General features: G+C 69.1%; 17 protein-coding genes. 9 read left to right on the forward strand and 8 right to left on the reverse strand.

The features are described 5' to 3' along the window. Window positions 1-495: 495 nt before the first annotated feature. The 4 genes from J7495_RS16000 to J7495_RS16015 all read left to right on the forward strand — a co-directional run bounded on the left by J7495_RS16000 (window position 496) and on the right by J7495_RS16015 (window position 6,553). Entirely contained in the window at window positions 496-1,746 is a 1,251-nt protein-coding gene (locus J7495_RS16000) for an N-acetylmuramoyl-L-alanine amidase (protein ID WP_294057744.1), read from the forward strand. Window positions 1,747-2,082: 336 nt separating this feature from the next. Then, window positions 2,083-4,593: a transglycosylase domain-containing protein gene (locus J7495_RS16005; protein WP_294057746.1), complete on the forward strand. Its 2,511-nt coding sequence runs from the start codon at window positions 2,083-2,085 to the stop codon at window positions 4,591-4,593. Between the two features lie 86 nt (window positions 4,594-4,679). Beyond that, window positions 4,680-5,807 (forward strand): peptide chain release factor 2, encoded by a 1,128-nt coding sequence (gene prfB / locus J7495_RS16010; RefSeq protein ID WP_294057747.1) that lies wholly within the window; start codon window positions 4,680-4,682, stop codon window positions 5,805-5,807. Beyond that, window positions 5,807-6,553, forward strand: a complete 747-nt coding sequence (locus J7495_RS16015; RefSeq protein WP_294057748.1) for a methyltransferase domain-containing protein — start codon at window positions 5,807-5,809, stop codon at window positions 6,551-6,553. Before prfB ends, J7495_RS16015 begins: the two co-directional genes overlap by 1 nt. Window positions 6,554-6,633: 80 nt before the next feature. Here the strand turns inward: J7495_RS16015 and J7495_RS16020 are convergent, their stop codons facing one another. The 4 genes from J7495_RS16020 to J7495_RS16035 all read right to left on the reverse strand — a co-directional run bounded on the left by J7495_RS16020 (window position 6,634) and on the right by J7495_RS16035 (window position 11,777). After that, window positions 6,634-7,197 (reverse strand): GNAT family N-acetyltransferase, encoded by a 564-nt coding sequence (locus tag J7495_RS16020; protein ID WP_294057749.1) that lies wholly within the window; start codon window positions 7,195-7,197, stop codon window positions 6,634-6,636. Beyond that, window positions 7,194-9,089, reverse strand: coding sequence for a signal peptide peptidase SppA (sppA, locus tag J7495_RS16025; RefSeq protein ID WP_294057750.1), 1,896 nt, complete (start codon window positions 9,087-9,089; stop codon window positions 7,194-7,196). Before sppA ends, J7495_RS16020 begins: the two co-directional genes overlap by 4 nt. 228 nt (window positions 9,090-9,317) lie before the next feature. After that, window positions 9,318-10,895, reverse strand: coding sequence for a ShlB/FhaC/HecB family hemolysin secretion/activation protein (locus J7495_RS16030; RefSeq protein ID WP_294057752.1), 1,578 nt, complete (start codon window positions 10,893-10,895; stop codon window positions 9,318-9,320). Between the two features lie 75 nt (window positions 10,896-10,970). Then, window positions 10,971-11,777, reverse strand: a complete 807-nt coding sequence (locus J7495_RS16035) for a hypothetical protein (RefSeq protein ID WP_294057753.1) — start codon at window positions 11,775-11,777, stop codon at window positions 10,971-10,973. 462 nt (window positions 11,778-12,239) lie between these two features. Between J7495_RS16035 and groES the strand changes: the two genes are divergently transcribed. From groES to J7495_RS16050, 3 genes are all read left to right on the forward strand, one after another. Continuing rightward, window positions 12,240-12,527, forward strand: coding sequence for a co-chaperone GroES (gene groES, locus J7495_RS16040; RefSeq protein ID WP_066590981.1), 288 nt, complete (start codon window positions 12,240-12,242; stop codon window positions 12,525-12,527). A gap of 75 nt (window positions 12,528-12,602) precedes the next feature. Further along, window positions 12,603-14,243 (forward strand): chaperonin GroEL, encoded by a 1,641-nt coding sequence (gene groL, locus J7495_RS16045; protein ID WP_294057754.1) that lies wholly within the window; start codon window positions 12,603-12,605, stop codon window positions 14,241-14,243. Between the two features lie 194 nt (window positions 14,244-14,437). Then, window positions 14,438-16,063, forward strand: a complete 1,626-nt coding sequence (locus J7495_RS16050; protein WP_294057755.1) for a DUF6311 domain-containing protein — start codon at window positions 14,438-14,440, stop codon at window positions 16,061-16,063. Here J7495_RS16050 and J7495_RS16055 read toward each other — a convergent pair. Beyond that, a complete protein-coding gene (locus J7495_RS16055) occupies window positions 16,029-16,196 on the reverse strand; it encodes a hypothetical protein (RefSeq protein WP_294057757.1) in 168 nt (55 codons plus the stop codon). The two genes, J7495_RS16050 and J7495_RS16055, sit on opposite strands and share 35 nt — an antisense overlap. A 102-nt stretch (window positions 16,197-16,298) precedes the next feature. Further along, a complete protein-coding gene (locus J7495_RS16060) occupies window positions 16,299-17,834 on the reverse strand; it encodes a winged helix-turn-helix domain-containing protein (protein ID WP_294057758.1) in 1,536 nt (511 codons plus the stop codon). A gap of 221 nt (window positions 17,835-18,055) precedes the next feature. On the opposite strand from J7495_RS16060, the gene J7495_RS16065 reads away from it, so the two are divergent. Together J7495_RS16065 and pepF are read left to right on the forward strand one after the other, a co-directional pair. Further along, window positions 18,056-18,952: a hypothetical protein gene (locus J7495_RS16065; RefSeq protein WP_294057760.1), complete on the forward strand. Its 897-nt coding sequence runs from the start codon at window positions 18,056-18,058 to the stop codon at window positions 18,950-18,952. 120 nt (window positions 18,953-19,072) lie between these two features. Next, window positions 19,073-20,944 carry an oligoendopeptidase F gene (pepF, locus tag J7495_RS16070; protein ID WP_294057761.1) on the forward strand — a complete coding sequence of 624 codons (1,872 nt, stop codon included), beginning with the start codon at window positions 19,073-19,075 and terminating at the stop codon, window positions 20,942-20,944. A 49-nt stretch (window positions 20,945-20,993) separates the two neighbouring features. Here pepF and J7495_RS16075 read toward each other — a convergent pair whose 3' ends face one another. Further along, on the reverse strand, window positions 20,994-21,272 hold the full coding sequence (locus J7495_RS16075) for an HNH endonuclease (RefSeq protein WP_294057762.1): 279 nt from the start codon (window positions 21,270-21,272) through the stop codon (window positions 20,994-20,996). 2 nt (window positions 21,273-21,274) lie between these two features. Continuing rightward, window positions 21,275-21,865 carry an aspartyl/asparaginyl beta-hydroxylase domain-containing protein gene (locus J7495_RS16080; RefSeq protein ID WP_294057764.1) on the reverse strand — a complete coding sequence of 197 codons (591 nt, stop codon included), beginning with the start codon at window positions 21,863-21,865 and terminating at the stop codon, window positions 21,275-21,277. Window positions 21,866-21,894: the final 29 nt, after the last annotated feature.

Below are 21,894 nucleotides of genomic sequence, written 5' to 3' on the forward strand. Positions count from 1 at the left end.
ACTGCTCCACCCTCGCCGCGCGCCCGGCCAATGGGGCCGGGCGGTGCAGACGATGGGGAAAGTGCCTCATGCAGCGTCAACCTGAATGTTGCGGCCTGTAGATGGCCGCTGGGATCGCCCGGCGCAAGGCGGGGCGTCCACTTGCCGTAGCACCGTGCGCGTTGCTCGGCAACCGCGGCATCGGGCCGTAAGAGGTTGTTTGAAAACGCGCGAAAGGGCGCGTTTTCAGGCGGCACCAGCCCACTCCCCCTCCCGGCCACCCATCGGCAGTATCTTGTGGGTGGCCGGGAGGGGGAGTGGGCTGGTGCCGCCATGCGCCGTGAGGCGCATTTCCGTAACACCCCCGCTAAGCAATTCCCCCGTGGGGAGATTCCTGAACGGGAAAGCCAACCTCCTTTTATAGCTGACGCGGCATTAACTGCATCGCTTCACGACGATTTGAGACGGGGCGGGTACTCGACGTCGACGGGCAATGAGACTGCCGAGATAGAGACAATGGATTTGGGCTGGACCCTTCGCGGGCCGGCGCGGCATACCGCGCGGGTGCTGTGCCTCCTCGCCTTGCTGACCGCCTGGCTGACCGGCGTGCCGAGCTGGGCGAACGCGGTGCAGGACGTGCGCATCAAGGGCGACCGCGTCGTGATCACTTTCGACGAGCCGGTGCGCGAAGCGACGAGCTTCGTGCTCGCCGGGCCGAACCGCGTCGCGATCGACGTGAGCGGCACGACGCCGGGCGGTGACGTCCGCGCGGGCGGCGCCGTGTCGGCGATCCGCCAGGGGCAATATGACGGCGACACCGCGCGGATCGTGCTCGACCTCGCCCAGCCGGCGATCGTCTCCGAAGGCAATTTCGGCGACGACGGCCGCACCCTCACGCTCGCGCTGCGGACGGTCGACGACGCCCGATTCGCGCGCGCCGCGGCCGAGGGGCGGATGCGCTTCCTGCCGCCGTTCAGCTATCTCGGCGGCGAGCCTGCGCCGCGCTACCGCGAACGCATCTCCGCGCCGCCGGCGCCGCGCCCGGCCTCGCTGCCGCGCGTCTACGGCAGCGATTCGAGCCGGCCGCTGGTGGTGATCGACGCCGGCCACGGCGGCCACGATCCCGGCGCGATCGGCCCCAATGGCGTGCGCGAAAAGGACGTGACGCTGGCGCTCGCGCTCGCGATCAAGGACGAGCTGCTTCGCTCGGGCCGCGTCCGCGTGGCGCTCACGCGCGATGACGATCGCTTCCTGATCCTTCAGGACCGCTACGGCATCGCGCGCAAGCTCGGCGCGGCGCTGTTCATCTCGGTCCATTGCGACAGCGCGGCGAGCGGCGACGCCTCGGGCGCGACGGTCTACACGCTTTCGGAGGTCGCGTCCGACAAGGAAGCCGCCCGCCTCGCCGCGCGCGAGAACAAGGCCGACATCATCGCCGGGGTCGACCTGGGCACGCAGAACCGCGACATCTCGTCGATCCTGATCGACCTCACCCAGCGCGAGACGATGAACGCCAGCGCGGGCTTCGCGCGGCTGCTGGGCCGCGAATCGATGCCGCTGATCCCGATCAAGGCCAACTACCACCGCATGGCCTCGCTGATGGTGCTGAAGGCGCCCGACATGCCCTCGGTGCTGTTCGAGACCGGCTATATCTCCAACCCGCACGACGCCCAGTTCCTCGTCTCGGACGAAGGCAGGAAGCGCGTGGCGCAGGGCGTACGGCGCGCGGTGGAGATCCATTTCGCCACGCGGATGGCGTCGCGGTAGGTTCCGCTCAACCCATTGAATCGTCATGTCCGTGGGGAGTGGGACCCGGAAACAGGGGCATGTCGTCGATCGCGGGACGGGGGCTGGCATCGCCCACCCGTCATCCCGGCGGAAGCCGGGACCCAGGGTTACGGAGGGAATCGCTCGCGGCCCTGGGTCCCGGCTTTCGCCGGGATGACGATCCGGGGAGGAAATACCCCTTTTGCTCACGCGCTCCCAACAAGCAGCGAAACCGATGACACGCCCAAGTCCGGGGTGACGATCGGGCTCGAGGATGGCGTCCATCCCACCATCCCCGCTTCCCTCCCCCGCATATCCTGCTAAACCGCGCGGGCAATGGCGGACACGGGCGAGACGAGCATCAAGCTGAAGCTGCGGCGCGATTTCGGCGGCGGCATGTGGGGGTGGTTCCAGGCCGTGCGCAGCCGCTGGTGGTTCCGCATCCTCGCGGCGCTGGTGCTGCTCATCCTGGTCGCCTGGCTCGCGCTGTGGCTGCTGATCGGCCGCAACCTCCCATCGGTCGATGCGCTCAGGACCTACGAGCCGCCGCTGCCCACCTATGTCCGCTCGATCGACGGCGTGCCGATCCACAGCTACGCCCGCGAGCGCCGCGTCCAGCTGAGCTATGACGAATATCCCAAGCCGATGGTCTATGCCTTCCTCTCGGCCGAGGACAAGACCTTCTTCGAGCACCACGGGCTCGACTTTCCCGGCCTGATCCGCGCCGCGGCGGAAGGCCTGACGCGTGGCGAGACGCCGCGCGGCACCTCGACGATCACCCAGCAGGTCGCCAAGAACCTCGTCGTCGGCAACGAAGTCTCGTACCTGCGCAAATTGAAGGAAGCGATCCTCGCCTGGCGCATCGAGGACACGCTCACCAAGGAGCAGATCCTCGAGCTCTACCTCAACTCGATCGAGCTCGGCCGCAACGCCGGCGGCGTCGACGCGGCGAGCCACGCCTATTTCGGCAAGGAACTGAAGGAGCTGAGCCTCGCGCAGATGGCCTATCTCGCCATCCTGCCCAAGGGTCCGGCGAACTACGACCCCGACCGGCACATGGATCGAGCGCTCGAGCGGCGCAACTGGGTGCTCGGCGAGATGCTCGCCAACCGCTTCATCACGCAGGAGGAGCATGACCGCGCGGTCGCCTCGCCGCTCGGGACGGTGCCGCGCCAGACGCCCAAGTTCGAGCGCACCGGCGGCTATTTCGTCGAGGAGGTCCGGCGCCAGCTGATCGCCAAGTTCGGCGACCAGGCCGAGGACGGGCCCAACAGCGTCTATGCCGGCGGCCTGTGGGTGCGCACCTCGCTCGATCCGCGGCTCCAGGCCTATGCCCAGAAGGCGCTGCGCAACGGGCTGCTGCGCTACGACCACGGCCGCGGCTGGTCGGGCCCGATGGGGCATGTCGAGGTCAAGCGCGACAATTGGCAGCAGGCGCTGCTCAACACCAACATCGGCGTCGATTACGACGATTGGCGCGCCGCGATCGCGATCGCGCGTGACGGCGGCGGCTGGCAGATCGGCTTCGACGACGGCGGCACCGGCCGGATGTCGGCCGACGATGCGGCGATGCCCGTGCGCGGCCAGGGCGGCCATGCCGCCGACGCGATTCGGCCCGGCGACATCATCGCGGTAGCGCCCGCGGGCAATGCCTGGGCGTTGCGCAGCGTCCCCAAGGTCTCGGGGGGCATGGTGGTCGAGGACCCGCGCACCGGCCGGGTGATGGCGATGCAGGGCGGCTTCGATTCGCGCATCCAGGCGTTCAATCGCGCCACCCAGGCGCAACGCCAGCCGGGCTCGACGATCAAGCCGATCGTCTACACCGCTGCGCTCGAGAACGGCATGACGCCCGCCTCGATCGTGGTCGACGGACCCTTCTGCGTCGAGCAGGGGCCTGGGCTGCCCAAGAAATGCTTCCAGAACTTCGGCAATGCGCGCGGCGCCGGCCCGCACACGATGCGCTGGGGCCTGGAGCAGTCGCGCAACCTGATGACGGTGCAGATCGCCAACCAGATCGGCATGCCCAATGTCGTCGACCTGATCCAGCGCATCGGCGTCACCAAGAACAAGCTGCCGCCCTATCTCAGCTATTCGCTTGGCGCGGGCGAGACGACCGTGATCCGCATGGTCAACGCCTATTCGATCCTGGTGAACCACGGCCGCGCGCTCACCCCGACGCTGATCGACTTCGTCCAGGATCGCCACGGCAACGTCGTCTGGCCCGAGAACTGGCGCGCCTGCGACCGCTGCAACGCGCCCGACTGGGACGGCAAGCCGATGCCGCGCCCGGTCAGCCGCGCACGCCAGGTCGTCGATCCGATGAGCGCCTATCAGATGGTCCACATCGCCGAGGGCGTGATCCAGCGCGGCACCGCCACGGTGCTGCGCGACCTCGACCGGCCGATGATGGGCAAGACCGGCACCACGTCGGGCCCCACCGACGTGTGGTTCGTCGGCGGCACCCCGCAGATGATCGGCGGGCTCTACATCGGCTATGACACGCCTTCGAACCTCGGCGGCTATGCCCAGGGCGGCGTGATCGCCGCGCCGATCTTCAAGGAATTCGCGATCCCCGCCTTCCAGGGGATGGAGAAGATCCCGTTCACGGCCCCCGCCGGAATCCGCATGGTCCGCGTCGACCGTGCCAGCGGCAAGCCCGTCTTCGGCGGCTGGCCGAGCGACGATCCCAAGGCGGCAGTGATCTGGGAAGCCTTCAAGCCCGAGAGCGAGCCGCGCCGCCGCGGCCAGGACGACGAGGAAGCGCCCAAGGCCGAGACGCGCAGGGCCGAGCGCCACGACGAGCCCGGCGACCAGGATTTCTTGCAACGCGAGGGCGGAATCTACTAGCCGCACTTCCTACATGCATTGCCCGCGCCCATGCGCCGGGCTGAACCGGCCCCGGCCGGGCGAAGACAGTTGAGAGGTTCCGTATCATGCGCGCCGAAGCGCAGGCCAATGCCGACAAGATCACCGCAGCGCTCGCGCTGCTCCGCCGCTTCCTCGACTGGGACCGCGCGCTGCGCCGGCTCGACGAGCTCAATGCGCGCGTCGAGGACCCGACGCTGTGGAACGACGCCAAGGCCGCCCAGGACGTGATGCGCGAGCGCCGCCGCCTCGACGAGGCGATCGGCGCAACGCGCGCGATCGAGACCGAGCTCAACGACACGGTCGAGCTGATCGAGCTCGCCGAAGCCGAGGGCGACACCGGCATGGTCGACGAGGGCGTCGCCGGCCTCGCCGCGCTCGCCGCGCGCGCCGAGCAGGACAAGGTCAAGGCGCTGCTTTCGGGCGAGGCCGATTCGAACGACACCTATGTCGAGATCAACGCCGGCGCCGGCGGCACCGAGAGCCAGGACTGGGCCGAGATGCTCCAGCGCATGTACACGCGCTGGGCCGAGCGCCACGGCTACAAGGTCGAGCTGCTCGACTATCACGCGGGCGAGCAGGCCGGGATCAAGTCGGCGACCTTGCTGGTCAAGGGCGAAAACGCGTACGGCTATGCCAAGACCGAGAGCGGCGTGCACCGGCTGGTGCGCATCTCGCCCTATGACAGCTCGGCACGGCGCCACACCAGCTTCTCCTCGGTGTGGGTCTATCCGGTGATCGACGACAATATCGACATCGAGGTCAACGAGAGCGACCTCAAGATCGACACCTATCGCGCCTCGGGCGCGGGCGGGCAGCACGTCAACACCACCGATTCGGCGGTGCGCATCACCCACGTCCCCTCGGGGATCATCGTCGCGAGCCAGCAGGACCGGTCGCAGCACAAGAACCGCGCGACCGCGATGGGCATGCTGCGCGCGCGCCTCTACGAGGCCGAGCTGGCCAAGCGCGAGGCGGCGGCGATGGGCGAATACAACGCCAAGACCGAGATCGGCTGGGGCCACCAGATCCGCTCCTATGTCCTCCAGCCCTATCAGCTGGTGAAGGACCTGCGCACCGGCGTGACCTCGACCGCGCCCTCGGACGTGCTCGACGGCGCGCTCGACCCTTTCATGGCCGCGGCGCTGTCTCAGCGCGTGACCGGCGAGAAGGTCGATGTGGAGGACGTCGACTGATGCGTGCCGGCCGCTTCGCCACGATGCTCGTGCTCGCCGGGGCCCTCGCCGCCTGCAAGGGCGGCCAGCACGAGACACCCGACCGCAAGCCCGACCAGGTCAACGGCTTCCCCGTCGCGGACCGGCCGGTGGCGTCGATCGTCTCGTCGCGCTGGTCGAACGAGGATGCGCGCGACCGCGCCGGCGAAGCCAATGAAGTGATGGACAAGGCGGGGATCAAGCAAGGCATGACCGTCGCCGACATCGGCGCGGGCGAAGGCTATTACACGATCCGCCTGAGCCCGCGCGTCGGCAAGACCGGGCGCGTGCTCGCCGAGGACATCGTCCCCGAGACGCGCGACCAGCTCGGCACGCGCGTCAGCCGCGACCGGCTCGACAATGTCAGCGTCCGCCTGGGCCTGCCCGCCGATCCGCGGCTGCCCGAGAACAGCTTCGATCGCGTGCTGATGATCCACATGTATCACGAGATCGAATCGCCCTATGAGTTCCTCTGGCGGATGCGCCCCTCGCTCAAGCCCGACGGGATGGTGGTGGTGGTCGATGCCGACCGGCCGACGCAGAACCACGGCACCCCGCCGGCGCTGCTGAAGTGCGAGTTCGCCGCGGTGGGGTTCGAGCAGGTGTCGATGGCGCCGATGCCCTCGGCCGGCGGCTATATCGCGCTGTTCCGGACGAAGGGCGAGCGGCCCGAGCCGGGCACGATCAAGGCGTGCCGCGATCCGGCGCAGCAGGCCGAGGCGAAATAGGCAGGCCTCCACACTCCCCATAGGCCGTCATCCCGGCGAAAGCCGGGATGACGACTCAGGATGCAATCGAAAGCGCGGGACTACCCCCGCACCACGCCCACTTCGCTGAACGGCTTGGGCTCCACCGGCGGGATCGCGCTGTCGTTGAGCTCGCGCTGCCACATGCCGATGTCGACCCAGCGGCCTTCCTTGAAGCCGATCTCGCGCAGCTGGCCCGCGCGGCGGAAACCGACCGCCTCATGCGCCTTGATCGAGCTCTCGTTGGGTAGCGAGATCACCGCAATCGCCTGGGTGAAGCCCTGCGTCCTGAGCGTGGTGAGCAGCGCCTCGTAGAGCAGCCGGCTCAGCCCCTGCCCCTGCGCCGCGCCCGAGACATAGACCGAGGTCTCGACGACATAGCGATACGCCGGCCGCTCGCGGAACTTGGTCGCATAGGCATAGCCGAGCACCCCCACGCCTTCCGAATTCGTCGCGACGATCCACGGGAACAGCCCGCACGACGCCTCCATCCGTGCCTGCATCGCCGCGGCGTCGGGCGGCTCGAACTCGAAGCTGACCGTGCCCGTCAGCACATAGGGCGCGTAGATGGCGGCGATCGCCGCGGCGTCCTCGGATTTGGCGGCGCGGATGCTGATTCCGATCATCCGCCGAACTTCGCCAGCACGAGTTCGAGCAGGCTCAGGTCGCTCCGCCGCACCACCACGGGCGCGAGCCCGCCGCACTCGAGGCAGCGCGCCTGCGCGCCCTGCACGCTCGCGAGCCGGCGGACGTCGCCGATCGCCTGCGCCGCGATCGCCTGGCGCGCGCCCGCGAGCTTGGCGAAGGCATCGTCGCCGCCCGGCTCGTCGGTCCAGTCGCTGCCGTCGTCGTCGCCGCCGCCCAGCACGTCGTTGAGGAACGACTTCCACGCGTCGGGCGCCTTGGCGAGATAGACCGGATGGACCTTCGCCGGGTCGAGCCCCGCGCGCCGCGCCGCCTCGGCAACCGCATCGTCGATCCCGCCGAACTTGTCGACAAGGCCCAGCTGCTGCGCAGTCACGCCGATCCAGACGCGGCCCTGGCCGATCTCGTCGACGCGCGCGAGCGTCATCTTGCGCGCCTCGGCGACGCGGGTGATGAAGTTGCGATAGCCCTGGTCGATCACCGCCTGGAAGATCGTGTCGGTCGCGGCATTGGTGCCGCCGTAGACGTCGGGCTGGCCCGAGATCGGCGTGGTGGTCACGCCGTCGCTGGTCACGCCGATCTTGGCGAGCGTCTTCTCGAAGGTGGGGACCATGCCGAAGATGCCGATCGAGCCGGTGATCGTCGCGCGGTCGGCGTAGATGAAGTCGCCCGCGGTCGAGATCCAGTATCCGCCGCTCGCCGCGAGGCCGGCCATCGAGATCACCACCGGCAGCTTCTGCGCCTTGGCCTGGAGGATCGCCTGGCGGATCTGCTCGGAGGCGAGCACCGACCCGCCCGGCGAATCGACGCGCACCACCAGCGCCTTGAACTTGTGCTTCTTCAGGCCCTCGAGCAGCAGCTGGCTCACGCTGTCGCCACCCGCGGTGCCCGGCCCGGCCTTGCCGTCGACGATGTCGCCCGCGACGGTGAGCACGCCGATCTCGTCGCCCGCCGTCGAGGCAGGATGCGCGGCGAGATAGTCCTTGAGCTTGATCGCGCGGAAATTGCCCTCGGCCTTGTCGTCCTTCTTGCCAGCGAGCTCGGCGACGCGCTTGCCGAACGCCAGCCGGTCGCCGGTGCGGTCGATCAGCCCCGCCGCCTTGTTCGCCGCCGCGAGATCGCCGTGCGCCGCGGTGACGATCGCATCGGGCTGGGCGAGCATCTCGGCGACCTTCGCCTGCGGCCGCGCCTTGGCGATCCCCGCCTGCCATTCGTTGAGCACCGCGCCCGACAGCGCCTGGTTCGCCTCGCGCGCCTCGGGCGACATGTCGCTGCGCACATAGGGCTCGACGTAGGACTTGTACTTGCCGACCTTGTAGACGTGGACGTTGACGCCGAGCTTGTCGATCAGCCCCTTGTAGTAGAGCCGCGACCCGCCCGGGCCCATGAACAGCGTGCCGCCGAGCGGGTGCATCCACACTTCGCTGGCGTTGGCGGCGATCGCATAGCCCGAATCGGTGTAGGCGGTGGCGTAGGCGAGCACCTTCTTGCCGCTCGCGCGCACGCGGCCGACCGCATTGGCGACTTCGGAGACCGAAGCCGGTAGGCCGCCGCCGAACCGGTCGAGGTCGAGCACCACCGCCTTCACGTCGTCGTCCTTGATCGCGGCGTCGAGCGCGCGGACCACGTCGCGCACGCCGGTCTGCTTCACCGCTTCGCCGCCGTTCAGGCCGGCCAGCGGATCGGGTTCCTCGGGCTGCTCGGCAAGCGTCCCGTCGAGCGCCACCACCAGCGCGCCGGGGTGCACAGCCCGGGGGTTTGGCCGCGACGAGAGCACGGTGAACAGCAGGATGAAGAAGAGCAGCATGAAGACCAGGACGAGACCGTCCTTGATCGCCACCAAGACCTTCCAGGCGCCTTTGACCAATTTCACCTTACCGCTCCCACGTCGCATTCGTGGGGCCTGCCTACCGGATGGCGGGAGTGGAGTAAACGGGTGGGTTATTCGGGTAAGACAGTCGGGGTGTGCCGGGGTGGGAGGGCGCTTCAGCCCAAAGCCGTCATCCCGGCGAAAGCCGGGACCCAGGGCCACGAGGGATGTCTTCTGCAACCCTGGGTCCCGGCTTTCGCCGGGATGACGATTGAGGCGCGCAAACCTAACCTAGATCGACAGTCGCCAGCTCACCGAAACCCGCCAGCCATCGGCCGTGAGATAAGCGGGCACGTCGATCGCCCTCGCCCCCTCCAGCCCGATCTCGCCCTTGTCCTTGAAACGCAGCCTTGCCCCCACCCCCGCGGAGGCGATCGCCAGGTCGGTGCGCCCCGGCACGCCGCGGCCGAGGATGCCGAGCCAGGCGCGGTCGGCGAAGCCGTAGACCTCGCTCGTCGCGAACGGCCCCTTGCGCGCCGGCCGCACCGCCAGCTCGCCGACCACGCCGACGCCCCGGTCGGCCGTGAGGAACCCGGTGTCGAACGCGCGCCCGATCGCCGAGCCGCCCACCGCGAACCGCTCGGCGGCGGGCAGCCGGTCTCGGGTGTACTGCCCCGCCAGCGTCACGCGCGCGAACAAGGGCTTGCCGATCCGCTGCTCGGCGAAGGCCGATCCGTTCGCCTTTAGGAACCCCGTCTCTGCCAGCGGCGCCGTCACGCGCGCGCCGGCGACATCCAGGCCTTTCGACAGCGATCCGCCGAGCGCCACCGTCCGCCGGTCGCGCGCCTCGGTGAAGCTTGCGCCGAGCCGCACCGCGCGCGTCCGCTCGCTCGCGATCAGGTTGCCGAAGGCGGCGTTGTCGCTGTCGATCCCGTCGACGCCCAGGCTCACGTCGAGCGCGCGGTGGAAGCTGCGGATCACCGGATAGCCGAGCGACACGCCCGCGAGCTTGGCGGTGCCGCGCAGGGGGACGCCCTTGGGTCGCGTCTCGAACCATGCCGCACTCGCGGTGAGCGTGAGCCCGCTCGCAGTCAGCGGCAACGCATAGGTGCCGCTCGCATAGCGATAGCGTTTCAGGTCGCTTGCGGCCGAGGCGGAGACCTTCAGATCGTCGCCGTCGACCGCGAGCCCGTAGAACTCCGCGCTCGCGTCGAACTGGCCGTCGCCGAGCAAGTCGATCCCGCGGTTCGAGAAGCCGGCGGAGAAGCGCGTGCGCTTCTGCTTCGGCGTCACGGTCAGCGCGAGCGAGCCGTCGGCGCCGGGATCGGCGAAGTCGGTCTCGAAGGTCAGGCCGGGGATCGCCTTCATCAGCGACACCTGCCGCTCGAAGGTCGCGCGGCTGAGCGGCGCCTCGCCCAGCATCGGCGCGATCCGCTTGCGCAGCAGCCCGTGACGGCCGGGCCGATCATCCTTCACGCTCGCCTTGGCCAGCCGGCCCTCGGTGAGCAGCACCGTCACCGTGCCGCTCGCGAAATCCTGCTCGGGGATGGCGACGGTGTAGAGCGCCACGTCGGTTCGCGCATAGGCCTGCGACAGGCTGCCGGCGAGCTCGGCAAGCGTTTCCTTGCTCGCGGTCCTGCCCAGGAAGCGTTGCGCCGCCCGGGCGACCGGCGCGGGAGCCTTGGCGCCCTGGAAGCGGATGCCCCGGATCGGCGTCGTCGCGCCTTCGCTCGCGACGCGTACGGTGCCGCGCTTCGGCGCCTGGTCGCGCGCGGTCGGGCGCTGTGCGGGCCGGTCGATCCGGTCGCGGTCGACGAGCACGGCGCCGCTGCTGTCCTGCCCGGCGAGCAGGAGCGCGAGGATCAGCATCGCAAGCCTCCAAGCTGCGGGGAAGCGAAAGGCCGGCCGCGCCTGCCGGGAGACAGGCGCGGCCGCAGGTGGGTTTCACTTGGGCGGGGTGCCGCCGGTGACGTTGAGCACGCCGCTCACCGGCTGGGTGACGACGTTGGTGACCGAGCTCACGCCGCTCTTCCCCGATGGATTGACCGCGCCGTTCAGCGTGGTGTTGAGCGTGTTGCCGACCGCGCCGGTGACCGAGGCATTGCCGCCGGTCCCGCCCAGCACGCCGCCGGTGCCGTTCAGCAGCCCGCCGGTGCCGGTGCCGGGCGCGGTGACGCTGACGAGGTTGTTGTTCGCGCCGCCCACGGTCACCAGCGAGCCCGTGGTCGGGTTCTTGGCGAGGACGTTGAGCCCGACGAGCGGCGAGCCGGCATTGCTGCTGCCGATCACCTTGCCCTGGCCGAGATCGAGCGAGACGACGTCGCCGAGCTTGCCGCCATTGCCGTCGAGCACCAAAGTCCCGCCGCTGCCGAGTTGGACGAGCGTCTGCCCGGTCGACTTGAGCGTGCCGGTCACCGTCGCGTCGACCACGCCGCCGCCGGGGATGCCCGCGGTCAGGCCCGCCTGGGTGCCCGAGAGCCCCATCACCGCATTGCCCGAACTCACCAGCACCTTGCTGCCGAGCCCGCCCTGGCTACCCGACGCCGAGCCGGAACCGCCCGCGCTGCCGCCGCCCGCCGTGCCGCTGCCCGAGCCCGATCCGTCGCCGCCGTTGTTGTCGGGCTCGGCGCCCACCGCGGTGGTCCCCACCGAGGCGACGCGATAGCTGCCGTCGCTGTTACAGGCCGCGAGGCCAAGCGCTGCCGTCGAGGCGAGGGCAAGCCTCGTCCACTGGCCAATCCCCAAAGTCATGGCGCATCTCCTGCCGATGTTGATGCTTGAGCATCGATGCGCGTTTCAATCATTCGTCTTGGATTTTGTTCAGATCGTCGTTGAATATTGATGGTAAATGACAAGTTAAACTTGAAGCCTGGATTTTCATCATTTTCGGTGATTGAGACGTTCGCGAGGAAGGTTTGCCTCTCGTCCTACCTCGTCATCCCGGCGAAGCCGGGATCCAGGGCAGCAGGTGACGTTGCTTGTTACCCTGGTTCCCGGCCTTCGCCGGGATGACGATCGGGCAGCGGCGCGAACCCGTCCTGCGGCCGATGACGGGCCCCGCTTTGCGCTCCAACATCAATCCCGAATCGAACCCGATTTGCCGAGTCCCCCGTTGACGAACCTTATGGAGAGGCACATATGGCCCTGCGTTAGCACTCTGGGATCTTGAGTGCTAAGCAACGAATCCAACCCGCAGACTGAAGGATCGGATCCATGAACTTTCGCCCGCTGCACGATCGCGTGCTCGTGCGCCGCGTCGAGGCTGAGGAAAAGACCGCCGGCGGCATCATCATCCCCGACACCGCCAAGGAAAAGCCGCAGGAAGGCGAAGTCGTCGCCGCCGGTTCGGGCGCCAAGTCGGAAGACGGCAAGGTGACTCCGCTCGACGTCAAGGCCGGTGATCGCATCCTGTTCGGCAAGTGGTCGGGCACCGAGGTCAAGGTCAACGGCGAAGACCTGCTGATCATGAAGGAATCCGACATCCTCGGGATCGTCGGCTGACATTCGACCGATTGCGGTTTTCCGCAATGCAGGTGTCAACCGTGTCAACCAAACGTATTTTGAAAGGGTAGCCAGATGGCAGCCAAGGACGTCAAATTCTCGCGCGACGCGCGCGAGCGCATTCTCAGGGGCGTGGACATCCTCGCCGACGCAGTGAAGGTCACGCTGGGGCCGAAGGGCCGCAACGTCGTGATCGAGAAGAGCTTCGGCGCGCCGCGCATCACCAAGGACGGCGTCACCGTCGCCAAGGAGATCGAGCTCAAGGACAAGTTCGAGAACATGGGCGCGCAGATGGTGCGCGAAGTGGCTTCGAAGACCAACGACCTCGCCGGTGACGGCACCACCACCGCGACCGTGCTCGCCCAGGCGATCGTCCGCGAGGGCATGAAGTCGGTCGCCGCCGGCATGAACCCGATGGACCTCAAGCGCGGCATCGACCTCGCCGTCGCCAAGGTGATCGAGGACGTCAAGGCGCGCTCGAAGCCGGTCGCCGGCACCAATGAAGTCGCCCAGGTCGGCATCATCTCGGCCAATGGCGACCAGGAAGTCGGCCAGAAGATTGCCGAGGCGATGGAGAAGGTCGGCAAGGAAGGCGTGATCACCGTCGAGGAAGCGAAGGGTCTCGAGTTCGAGCTCGACGTCGTCGAGGGCATGCAGTTCGATCGCGGCTATCTCTCGCCCTATTTCATCACCAACCCCGAGAAGATGTCGGTCGAGCTCGCCGATCCGTACATCCTGATCCACGAGAAGAAGCTGTCGAACCTCCAGTCGATGCTGCCGATCCTCGAGGCGGTGGTCCAGTCGGGCCGGCCGCTGCTGATCATCGCCGAGGACATCGAGGGCGAGGCGCTGGCCACGCTCGTGGTGAACAAGCTGCGCGGCGGCCTGAAGGTCGCGGCGGTCAAGGCGCCGGGCTTCGGCGATCGCCGCAAGGCGATGCTCGAGGACATCGCGATCCTGACCAAGGGCGAAGTCGTCAGCGAGGACCTCGGCATCAAGCTCGAGAGCGTCACGCTCGGCATGCTCGGCACCGCCAAGCGCGTCACGATCGACAAGGACAACACCACCATCGTCGATGGCGCCGGTGATGCCGATGCGATCAAGGGCCGCACCGAGGCGATCCGCCAGCAGATCGAAGTCACCACCAGCGACTATGACCGCGAGAAGCTCCAGGAGCGTCTCGCCAAGCTCGCCGGCGGCGTGGCCGTGATCAAGGTCGGCGGCGCGACCGAGATCGAAGTCAAGGAGCGCAAGGACCGCGTCGACGACGCGCTGCACGCGACCCGCGCGGCGGTCGAAGAGGGCATCGTCCCCGGCGGCGGCACGGCGCTGCTCTACGCCACCAAGGCGCTCGACGGCCTCAAGGGTGCCAACGACGACCAGACCCGCGGCGTCGACATCATCCGCAAGGCGATCACCGCGCCGCTCAAGCAGATCGCGCAGAACGCGGGCCATGACGGCGCCGTGGTCGCGGGCAAGCTGCTCGACGGCAACGACTCGACGCTGGGCTTCAACGCCGCGACCGACGTGTACGAGAACCTCGTCACGGCGGGCGTGATCGACCCGACCAAGGTCGTGCGCACGGCGCTCCAGGACGCCGCTTCGGTCGCGGGCCTGCTCATCACGACGGAAGCCACCGTCGCCGAGCTGCCCGACGACAAGCCCGCCCCCGCGATGGGTGGCGGCATGGGCGGCATGGGCGGGATGGACTTCTGAGCCGAGGCGGCCTGATTTAGCCTCGCTAGATCAGGACTCGCCGCAGGCTCGGCCGGCAGGTCGGCGCAGCCGAACCTGTCCGACGTCCAGGCACGGGCTTTGCCCGTGCCCAGCCGATCCGGAAATGCGAAGGGCCGGGGGGAAACCTCCGGCCCTTTGTCTTGTCGTTAACCACGATGTAGCGCCGCTCGGCTATGCCCCGACCCGAGATGCGCGCCTTCCTCCCCCGCCTGCCGCTGCTGCTCCTGCCGCTCGCGCTGTTCCTCGCGCTGTTCCATCCGGCGACGCTCGATCCGTCGAACGCCGGCTGGCTGATCCGCGGGACCGACAATGGCGAGAATGCGCTCGGCACCCACGCGTGGCTCCACGACCCGGCGCCGGGGCTGCTGCGCACCCACCTGCTCAACGCCCCCGAAGGCGTGCCTTTGCTCTTCACCGACAGCAATCCGCTGGTCGGCGCGGTGCTCAAGCCCTTCGCGCCGCTGCTCCCCGAGAATGCGCAGGTCGTCGGCCCGTGGATCCTGCTGTGCTTCTTCCTCCAGGTCTTCTTCGCCTGGAAGCTGCTCGAGCCCTTCGCACCCAATCGCCTCGCGCTGTGGACCGGCGTGTTCCTGCTCGCCGCGCTGCCGACGCTCGCCAACCGCTACATCCACGCCAACCTCATGGCGCATTGGCTGATCCTCTGGGCACTCCGGCGTTTCCTCGATCCGAGGCGCGCCGGCGACAATCGCGGCTGGGCGGTGCTGATCGCGATCACCGCGACGGTCCACAGCTACCTGCTCGTGATGGTCGGCGCGATCTGGGCCTCGGCGATGCTCGAGCGCTTCCATGCCGGCGACCGCCGCGAACGCACGCGGCTCGCGATCGGATCGGCGGCGATCCTCGCGATGGTCGTGGCGCTCGCCTGGCTGCTCGGCGCGATCGGCGAGTTCGATCCCGCGGGCAACTACGGCGCCTTCGCCATGCCGATCGACGCGCTGTGGAACCCCGCCAACCCCGGCTGGTCGCGCTTCCTCCCCGCGATCGAGCAGCGCCCCGGCCGCGGCTTCGAGGGATTCCAGTATCTCGGCTTCGGCCTCCTGCTGCTGATGCCGGTTGCGCTCTACGCGCGCCGCAGCCGGCCCGCGCCGGAGCCGCAGCGCAAGGTCTTCCAGCGGCTGCGCTGGCTGGTCCCGGCGCTGGCCGTGCTCACCCTGCTCGCGATCAGCAATTTCCCCGACTTCGCCGGCCATGCCCTGCCGCGCCTGCCGCTCCCCCAGTCGGTCCTCAATGCGCTTGACGCGGTGCGCGCGTCGGGCCGGCTGTTCTGGCCGGTCGCCTATGTGCTGGTCTTCGCGGCACTTCTCGCCGCCTATCGCCTGCCCAGGGCGCCGCTGATCCTGGCCGCGCTGGCCGCGGTCCAGATCGTCGACCTCTCGGGCATGACCGCCGCGGTCCGCGCGGCCAGCGCCGAGGCGGGGCGGCACCGCCTCTACGTCCGCACGCTCGACCCGCGCTGGGATGCCGTCATCGCGAGCGCGCGCGACATCACGCTCGTGCCGCCCGACCCGATCCCGGACCTCGCGCTGTTCCAGGAAGTCGCCTGGCGCGCGGCCAACCACGGCCGCCCCGTTCGCCTCGTCTATGCAGCGCGTGACAGCCGCGCGACCAAGGCAAGGCTCGCCGCCGAGCAGTTCGAATTCGTCGTCGACAATCTCGCCCCCGGCCGGCTCTACATCGTCGCGCCCGGCTATCGCATCCTCGGCAAGACCCAGCAGCGCGTCGTCCTGCTCGACGGGGTGAAGCTCATCCTTCCCGAAGATAGTCGACGAACGCCCTGAGCGGCGCGGGCATCAGCCGGCGGTCGGCGAAATAGAGGAAGGGGCTGGAGAAGCGCACCGACCAGTCCTCGAGCACCGGCGCGCTCGCGAAGCCGCTGGATGCGGCGGGCATCGCGGCGATCGAGGCCGCCATCCCGCGCAACGCCGCCGAGGGCACGCGCTACAATGCCGAGCAGATGGCGATGCTCGACAGCGAGCGTTGACCGGCAGGGCGGAGCGCCGGAAGCGCTCGGCCCTATCGCCGCCGATAGTCCGGCACCACGCCGGCGCGGGTCCAGTAATGCGTCAGCCCCAGCTCGCCGACCAGCCGCTCGAACCGCGCATCGGCACGCATCGCCCGGGTCGAGGGCAGGAACAGGATATGCGTCTGCCGGTCGTTCTGCGGCGTGTAGCTCTTCATCCCCAGGAAGCGCTGCTCGCCGGTCGAGAAGCCGCGCGCGAAATAATAGGCCTCCGCCAGCTCGAACGCGGTGTCGAGCCGGCCCAGCGCCGAGGCGAACTGGATCGAATTCTCGGCATAGCCCGCGCCGCGATGCGCGCCTTCGATGCTCAGCCGCATCGCCGCGTCGATGTCGGCCGGGGTGCGGCTCGCGAGCGCCTTCGCCGGCACGATCGCGGTGTCGAAGCCGAAGGGCGGCACGTCGCGCGGGCGGCCGTCGACATTGGCGGCCTGCGCCAGCGCCTCGGCGACATGGCCGTTGTAGGCGAGCTGGTAGAAGCGCGTGAACCACACCGCCAGGTCGTTGGGGAACAGCGCATAGAGCTCGTCGATTGCGCGCGCGGCTTCCTGGTTGCGCCCCGCCGCCCAGAGCGCCTGCGCGCGGACGATCAGCGTGCGCGGCGCCGGCGGAGCGCTGCGCCGCGCACGCTCGGCCAGCACCGCCCCCTCGATGCAGCGCCCGACCGAGACCATCATCTTGGCGAGCGTCGCGAGCAGCAGGTCGTTGTCGGGATGCTGGGCGATCGCGGCGCGGAACTCGCGCTCGATCGCCAGCCAGTTTCCCACGCGCCGCATCAGCGCGGCGCGGGCGGCGCGCGCGAGGCCGTTGCCCGGCTCGATCGCCTCGGCATGGTCGGCGGCGTCGCGCAACTGCGCTGCGAGCTCGGCCTCGAAGCGGCTCGGCCGCCAGCCCGCCGCCATCGCATAGGCATAGGCGAGCAGCCCCCAGCCGTCGGCATAGCCGGGCTCAAGGTCGACGGTGTGGCGAAGGTTGGCGATCGCCTGGTTGCTGCCGGGGAAATTGTCGGCGCGCAGCGCGGTCATCGCCTGGTCGACGAAGGGACGGACGCGCTCGGGCACCGCCGGACGCTCGCGGCGGCCGGTCAGCGACAGCCCCGCCGCGCCCGCCGCCGCGATCACCGCGGCGCCGCCGAACAGCAGCACGCGCCGGCCGATCCGCGGCGCGCGCGCCCGCCGCGGCTCGGCGTCGCCCGACGCGACCAGCCGATAGCCGACCTTGTTCACTGTCTCGATCCGGAAGGCATCGTCGCCGAGCTCGCGCGCGGTGCGCCTCAGCCGCGAGATCACGCGGTTGATCGCATCTTCGCCGACCACGCGGCCTTCCCAGCAGCGCGCGATCAGTGCGTCGCGCGTCACCACGCCGCCCTGCGCCTCGGCCAGCGCGATGAGCACCTGCATCACGCGCGGCTCGATCACTTCCTCGGCCCCATCGTCGCGCGCCAAGATACGCAGCGGCGGACGCGCCAGCAGCCTGCCGAGCCTGAACTCGGGAACGTTCGCCAGATCGATCCGACACGTCGCGTCAGCCAAGACTTCGTCCTCCCGCCAGGCAACTTCTCGGATTTTGCTGAACGCCGGATGTATGCCGCGACGATCAGCATTTCATCGGCATTTGATCATCCCGGGGTACCAGCCGGTACCCCCGCGCCTTGGCCGGGTTCCATTCATTCCGTTTCCGACTGGATCGCGCTCGACGCGCCGGCTGGTGCCCCCGCACCTTGGGCGTTCCAGAATCGATGGGGAGGACGTCCATGAGCCAGCACGAAGCGCCGTTGAGCAGAGACCAGGCCGAGCAGCTGCTCGCCGATCCTTGGACCGCGGCGAGCAACTGGGACGTCTTGCCCGTGGGCGAGTCGGTGCCCGCCCGGGCCATCAAGGCGCTCGCGCCAGGCCTCGAAGTCGCGCTCGCCGCCGACACGCCCACGCCGGCTCCCGCCCCCACGCTCGCCGAGCTCGGCGAGCTTTCCAGCTCGAGCTACGACCTGTCGGTGAACCAGGCCGGCCAGCTCGGCATCCCGGTGATCGGCAGCGTCAGCGGCGGCGCGTCGCGGCGAGTCGTGGTGCTCGAATGGTCGCGCTTCAAGGAGTTCCCCGAAGCCGACGGCGGCATCGCGCGCTACGGCTTCACCGTGCGCTTCTGCCTGACGGTCAACAAGTGGAACGCCGACCTCAAGGTGTCGCTGCCCTTCCTCTCGGCGCAGGCCGAGCTCGGCAACATCCAGGCGACGTGGAAGATGGAGGTCCGCGGGCTCGCCGGCCCCAAGATCAACGCCGCGGTGATCCTGCCCCAGCCCCTCAGCGTCGAGACCTTCGTGATCGCGCGCCAGAGCCTCGAGACGATCGTCGCGGCGATCAACGACCCGACGACGAGCTACATCCCCGGCTTGATGATCTCGCGCACGCCGCCCGATACCGGCGAGCAGAAGCTGCGCAAGTCCGCGGTCGAGGCCTATGCGCTCTACGCGATCTACAAGGGCCGGCCCGAGCTGCGCGCCGAGAGCGACCTGCCGTCGAAGCAGCCGGGCGACGAGGATATCCTGCGCGGCGTCTACGAGCAGCTTGGCGTCGAGACCACCGGCGAGACGCCCGCGCAGAGCATCCGCGAGACCGCCAAGCGCATCCTCAACGGGCTGAGCGTCGGGACGTAACACCCTCCGCTTCACCCCCTGCCTGCTCCATTTCGTCACCGCATCGCCCCCGGCGCTTCCCTTCCGCGCCGCGGGGCGACAAGGTTATGCTTTCCGATCAAGCTTTCCGGGGGACCGACCATGACCGAACTCACTCGCCGCGAAGCGCTCGCCGCTGCCGCGCTCGCCGGCGTCGCCGCGGCGCTGCCCGCCTGGGCGCGCGCGCAGGATGCCGCCGCCGCGAGCAGCGGGCCGATGTGGGACCTCAGCGAAATCTACCCCGACGACGCGACCTGGGACGCGGCGCGCAAGCAGGTCCTCGCCGGGCTGCCGCGCATCGCCAGCTGGCAGGGCAAGCTCGGCACCAGCGCCGATGTCCTCGCCGAGGCGCTCGCCTACCAGTCCGACCTCGGCCGCACCGCGGGGCGGGTGTTCACCTACATCAGCCTCAAGGGCGACGAGGACGTCCGCGTCGCCGCCAACCAGGAGCGGCTCTCGCAGGCCCGCGACATGTTCACGGCGCTCGGCGAAGCGACCGCCTGGGTCGCGCCCGAGCTGCTGACGCTGGGCAAGGACAGGATCGAAGGCTTCATCGCCGCCAACGCCACGCTCAGGACGCGCTTCGACCACAGCCTGCGCGACACGCTGCGCGAGGCCGAGCACACGCTCTCGCCCGAAGGCGAGGCGCTGCTCGCGAGCGCGGGCTCGCCGCTGTCGGCGCCCGGCCAGATCGCCGGCCAGCTGCGCTCGTCGGACATTCCCTGGCCGACGGTGAAGCTCTCGACCGGCAAGGACGTCGTGCTCGACAGCCAGGGCTATACGCTCAACCGCGACGCCCCCAACCGCGAGGACCGCAAGCTGGTGTTCGACGCCTTCTGGACCGCGCACGGCAAGTTCCAGAACTCGTTCGGCGCGACCTATGGCGCCAAGATCCAGGGCGACATCTTCCGCGCCAAGGCGCGCAAATATCCGAGCTCGGTCGCCGCGGCGCTCTCGGGCAACAACATCCCCGAAGCCGTGTACCGCACGCTCGTCGCCGAGACCAACAAGGGCCTGCCCCAGCTCCACCGCTATTTCGAGTTGCGCCGCAAGATCCTCGGCCTGCCCGACATCCATTATTACGACATCTACCCGCCGCTGGTGCAGCTCGACCGCAGCTACACGCTCGACCAGATGCGCACGACGGTGCTCGCCGCGGTGGCGCCGCTGGGCCAGGACTATGTCGGCCGCATCGCCAAGGCGACCGCGGGCAAGTGGATGGATCCCTGGCCGCGCCCCGGCAAGCGCCCCGGCGCATACATGAACCCGGGTGCCTATGACGTACACCCCTATCTGCTGCTCAACCTCTCGAACCAATATGACGGGATGAGCACCTATGCGCACGAATGGGGCCATGCGCTCCACTCGCTGCTCGCCGATGCGACCCAGCCCTATGACAAGGCTGATTATCCCATCTTCCTCGCCGAGATCGCCTCGACGCTGAACGAGGAGCTGCTCGCAGCGTACATGCTGAAGAATGCCAAGACCAAGGAGGAGAAGCTCTTCTACCTCGGCCAGAAGATGGAGAACATGCGCGGCACCTATTTCCGCCAGACGATGTTCGCCGAGTTCGAGCTGCTCGGCCACGACGCCGCCGAGAAGGGCGAGGGCCTGTCTGGCAAGAAGTTCACCGCGATCTACCTCGACCTCTTGAAGCGCTACCACGGCCCGAACGTCGGCATCGATCCGGTCTACGCCAACGAATGGGCGTATATCCCGCACTTCTACAACAGCTTCTACGTCTATCAGTATGCGACGTGCATCTCGGCGGCGAGCTACTTCGCGCATGCGATCCTCACCGGCGGGCCCAAGGAGCGCGACAATTACCTGTCGGTCCTGAAGGCGGGCGGATCGGACTATCCGACCGAGATCCTCAAGCGCGCCGGCCTCGATATGGCCAGCCCTGCGCCGTACCAGGCAGTGATCGCGAGCTTCAAGGACACGCTCGACCAGGCCGAGGCGCTGCTGGCGTAGCGCCTCCTGTTCCCCTCCCTGCAAGGGAGGGGAGCGATCGTGGCAAGACCTAGCCCCTTCGCCGCGTCGGCGCGTGGAAGTCGGGCGGCTTGTCGGCGACCCAGGCGAGGAATTTCGCGATCCCGGGATGCGCGCGCAGCGCCTCGATGTCCGGATAACCCCGCGCGATCTCGGCATTGCCCAGTTGGGCATGGATCGTGCGGTGGCAGATCGGATGGAGCGCCACCGTCTCGCGCCCGCCTTCGCTCTTCGGACGGACGTGGTGCCATTCCGCGCGCCGCCCGATCGCGCGGCTGCACAGCGCGCAGGTCGCCGCCGCCCCGGCCATGCTCAGCCGAGCATCGCGGCGAGCCAGTCGTCGAGCTGCGCGTCGATCACGAGGTGCACGCGGTCGGTCTCGCCGCGATTGGCGGCGCGGTGGGGGTCGCTCAGCCGCAGGTACCAGGCCTCGCCCGCCCGCATCGTCACGGGCTCGCCGTTGAGGAAGAATTCGACCCCCGGGTTGGTCGTCACCGGCACATGGATTCGCGCCCAGCCGCGCTCGGCGGCGAGGTCGTTGTCCTCATGCTCCCTGATCACCGAGCCGGCGGCGAGCCGCATCAGCCGCACGCAGGTCACCGGGCAGCGGAAGACGGCGATCACGTCGCGGAAATAGGGCGTCTCGGCGAGCAGCGGCGTGTCGACGAACGCGGTCGCGCCCGGCGGCGAGTAGATCATCTGCACCGGATGGCTTGCGCCAGCATGCGCGCGCAGCGGCAGCGCGCTCCAGTCCCCCTCGTAGTTCTGGCGGACGAAATGCGCGATCCAGTCGTGGCGGGCGAGCCGGGCGAGGTCGGCGGCGAGCGCGTCCGGGTCGAAGGCGAGCGGCAGCCGGACGCGATCGGGATAGTGCCGTTCGCCGGATGCCGGTGCCGTGGCCAAGACCTGTCTCCTCGGGAGCGGAGCGTGAC

The sequence above is a fragment of the Sphingomonas sp. genome (assembly GCF_017745215.1).
GTDB lineage: Bacteria > Pseudomonadota > Alphaproteobacteria > Sphingomonadales > Sphingomonadaceae > Sphingomonas.

Coding starts and splice junctions, on each gene's coding strand:
- J7495_RS16000 (WP_294057744.1), top strand. CDS start 496: ATGGATTTGGGCTGGACCCTTCGCGGGCCGGCGCGGCATACCGCGCGG.
- J7495_RS16005 (WP_294057746.1), top strand. CDS start 2,083: ATGGCGGACACGGGCGAGACGAGCATCAAGCTGAAGCTGCGGCGCGAT.
- prfB (WP_294057747.1), top strand. CDS start 4,680: ATGCGCGCCGAAGCGCAGGCCAATGCCGACAAGATCACCGCAGCGCTC.
- J7495_RS16015 (WP_294057748.1), top strand. CDS start 5,807: ATGCGTGCCGGCCGCTTCGCCACGATGCTCGTGCTCGCCGGGGCCCTC.
- J7495_RS16020 (WP_294057749.1), bottom strand. CDS start 7,197: ATGATCGGAATCAGCATCCGCGCCGCCAAATCCGAGGACGCCGCGGCG.
- J7495_RS16030 (WP_294057752.1), bottom strand. CDS start 10,895: ATGCTGATCCTCGCGCTCCTGCTCGCCGGGCAGGACAGCAGCGGCGCC.
- J7495_RS16035 (WP_294057753.1), bottom strand. CDS start 11,777: ATGACTTTGGGGATTGGCCAGTGGACGAGGCTTGCCCTCGCCTCGACG.
- groES (WP_066590981.1), top strand. CDS start 12,240: ATGAACTTTCGCCCGCTGCACGATCGCGTGCTCGTGCGCCGCGTCGAG.
- groL (WP_294057754.1), top strand. CDS start 12,603: ATGGCAGCCAAGGACGTCAAATTCTCGCGCGACGCGCGCGAGCGCATT.
- J7495_RS16050 (WP_294057755.1), top strand. CDS start 14,438: ATGCCCCGACCCGAGATGCGCGCCTTCCTCCCCCGCCTGCCGCTGCTG.
- J7495_RS16055 (WP_294057757.1), bottom strand. CDS start 16,196: ATGGCGGCCTCGATCGCCGCGATGCCCGCCGCATCCAGCGGCTTCGCG.
- J7495_RS16065 (WP_294057760.1), top strand. CDS start 18,056: ATGAGCCAGCACGAAGCGCCGTTGAGCAGAGACCAGGCCGAGCAGCTG.
- pepF (WP_294057761.1), top strand. CDS start 19,073: ATGACCGAACTCACTCGCCGCGAAGCGCTCGCCGCTGCCGCGCTCGCC.
- J7495_RS16075 (WP_294057762.1), bottom strand. CDS start 21,272: ATGGCCGGGGCGGCGGCGACCTGCGCGCTGTGCAGCCGCGCGATCGGG.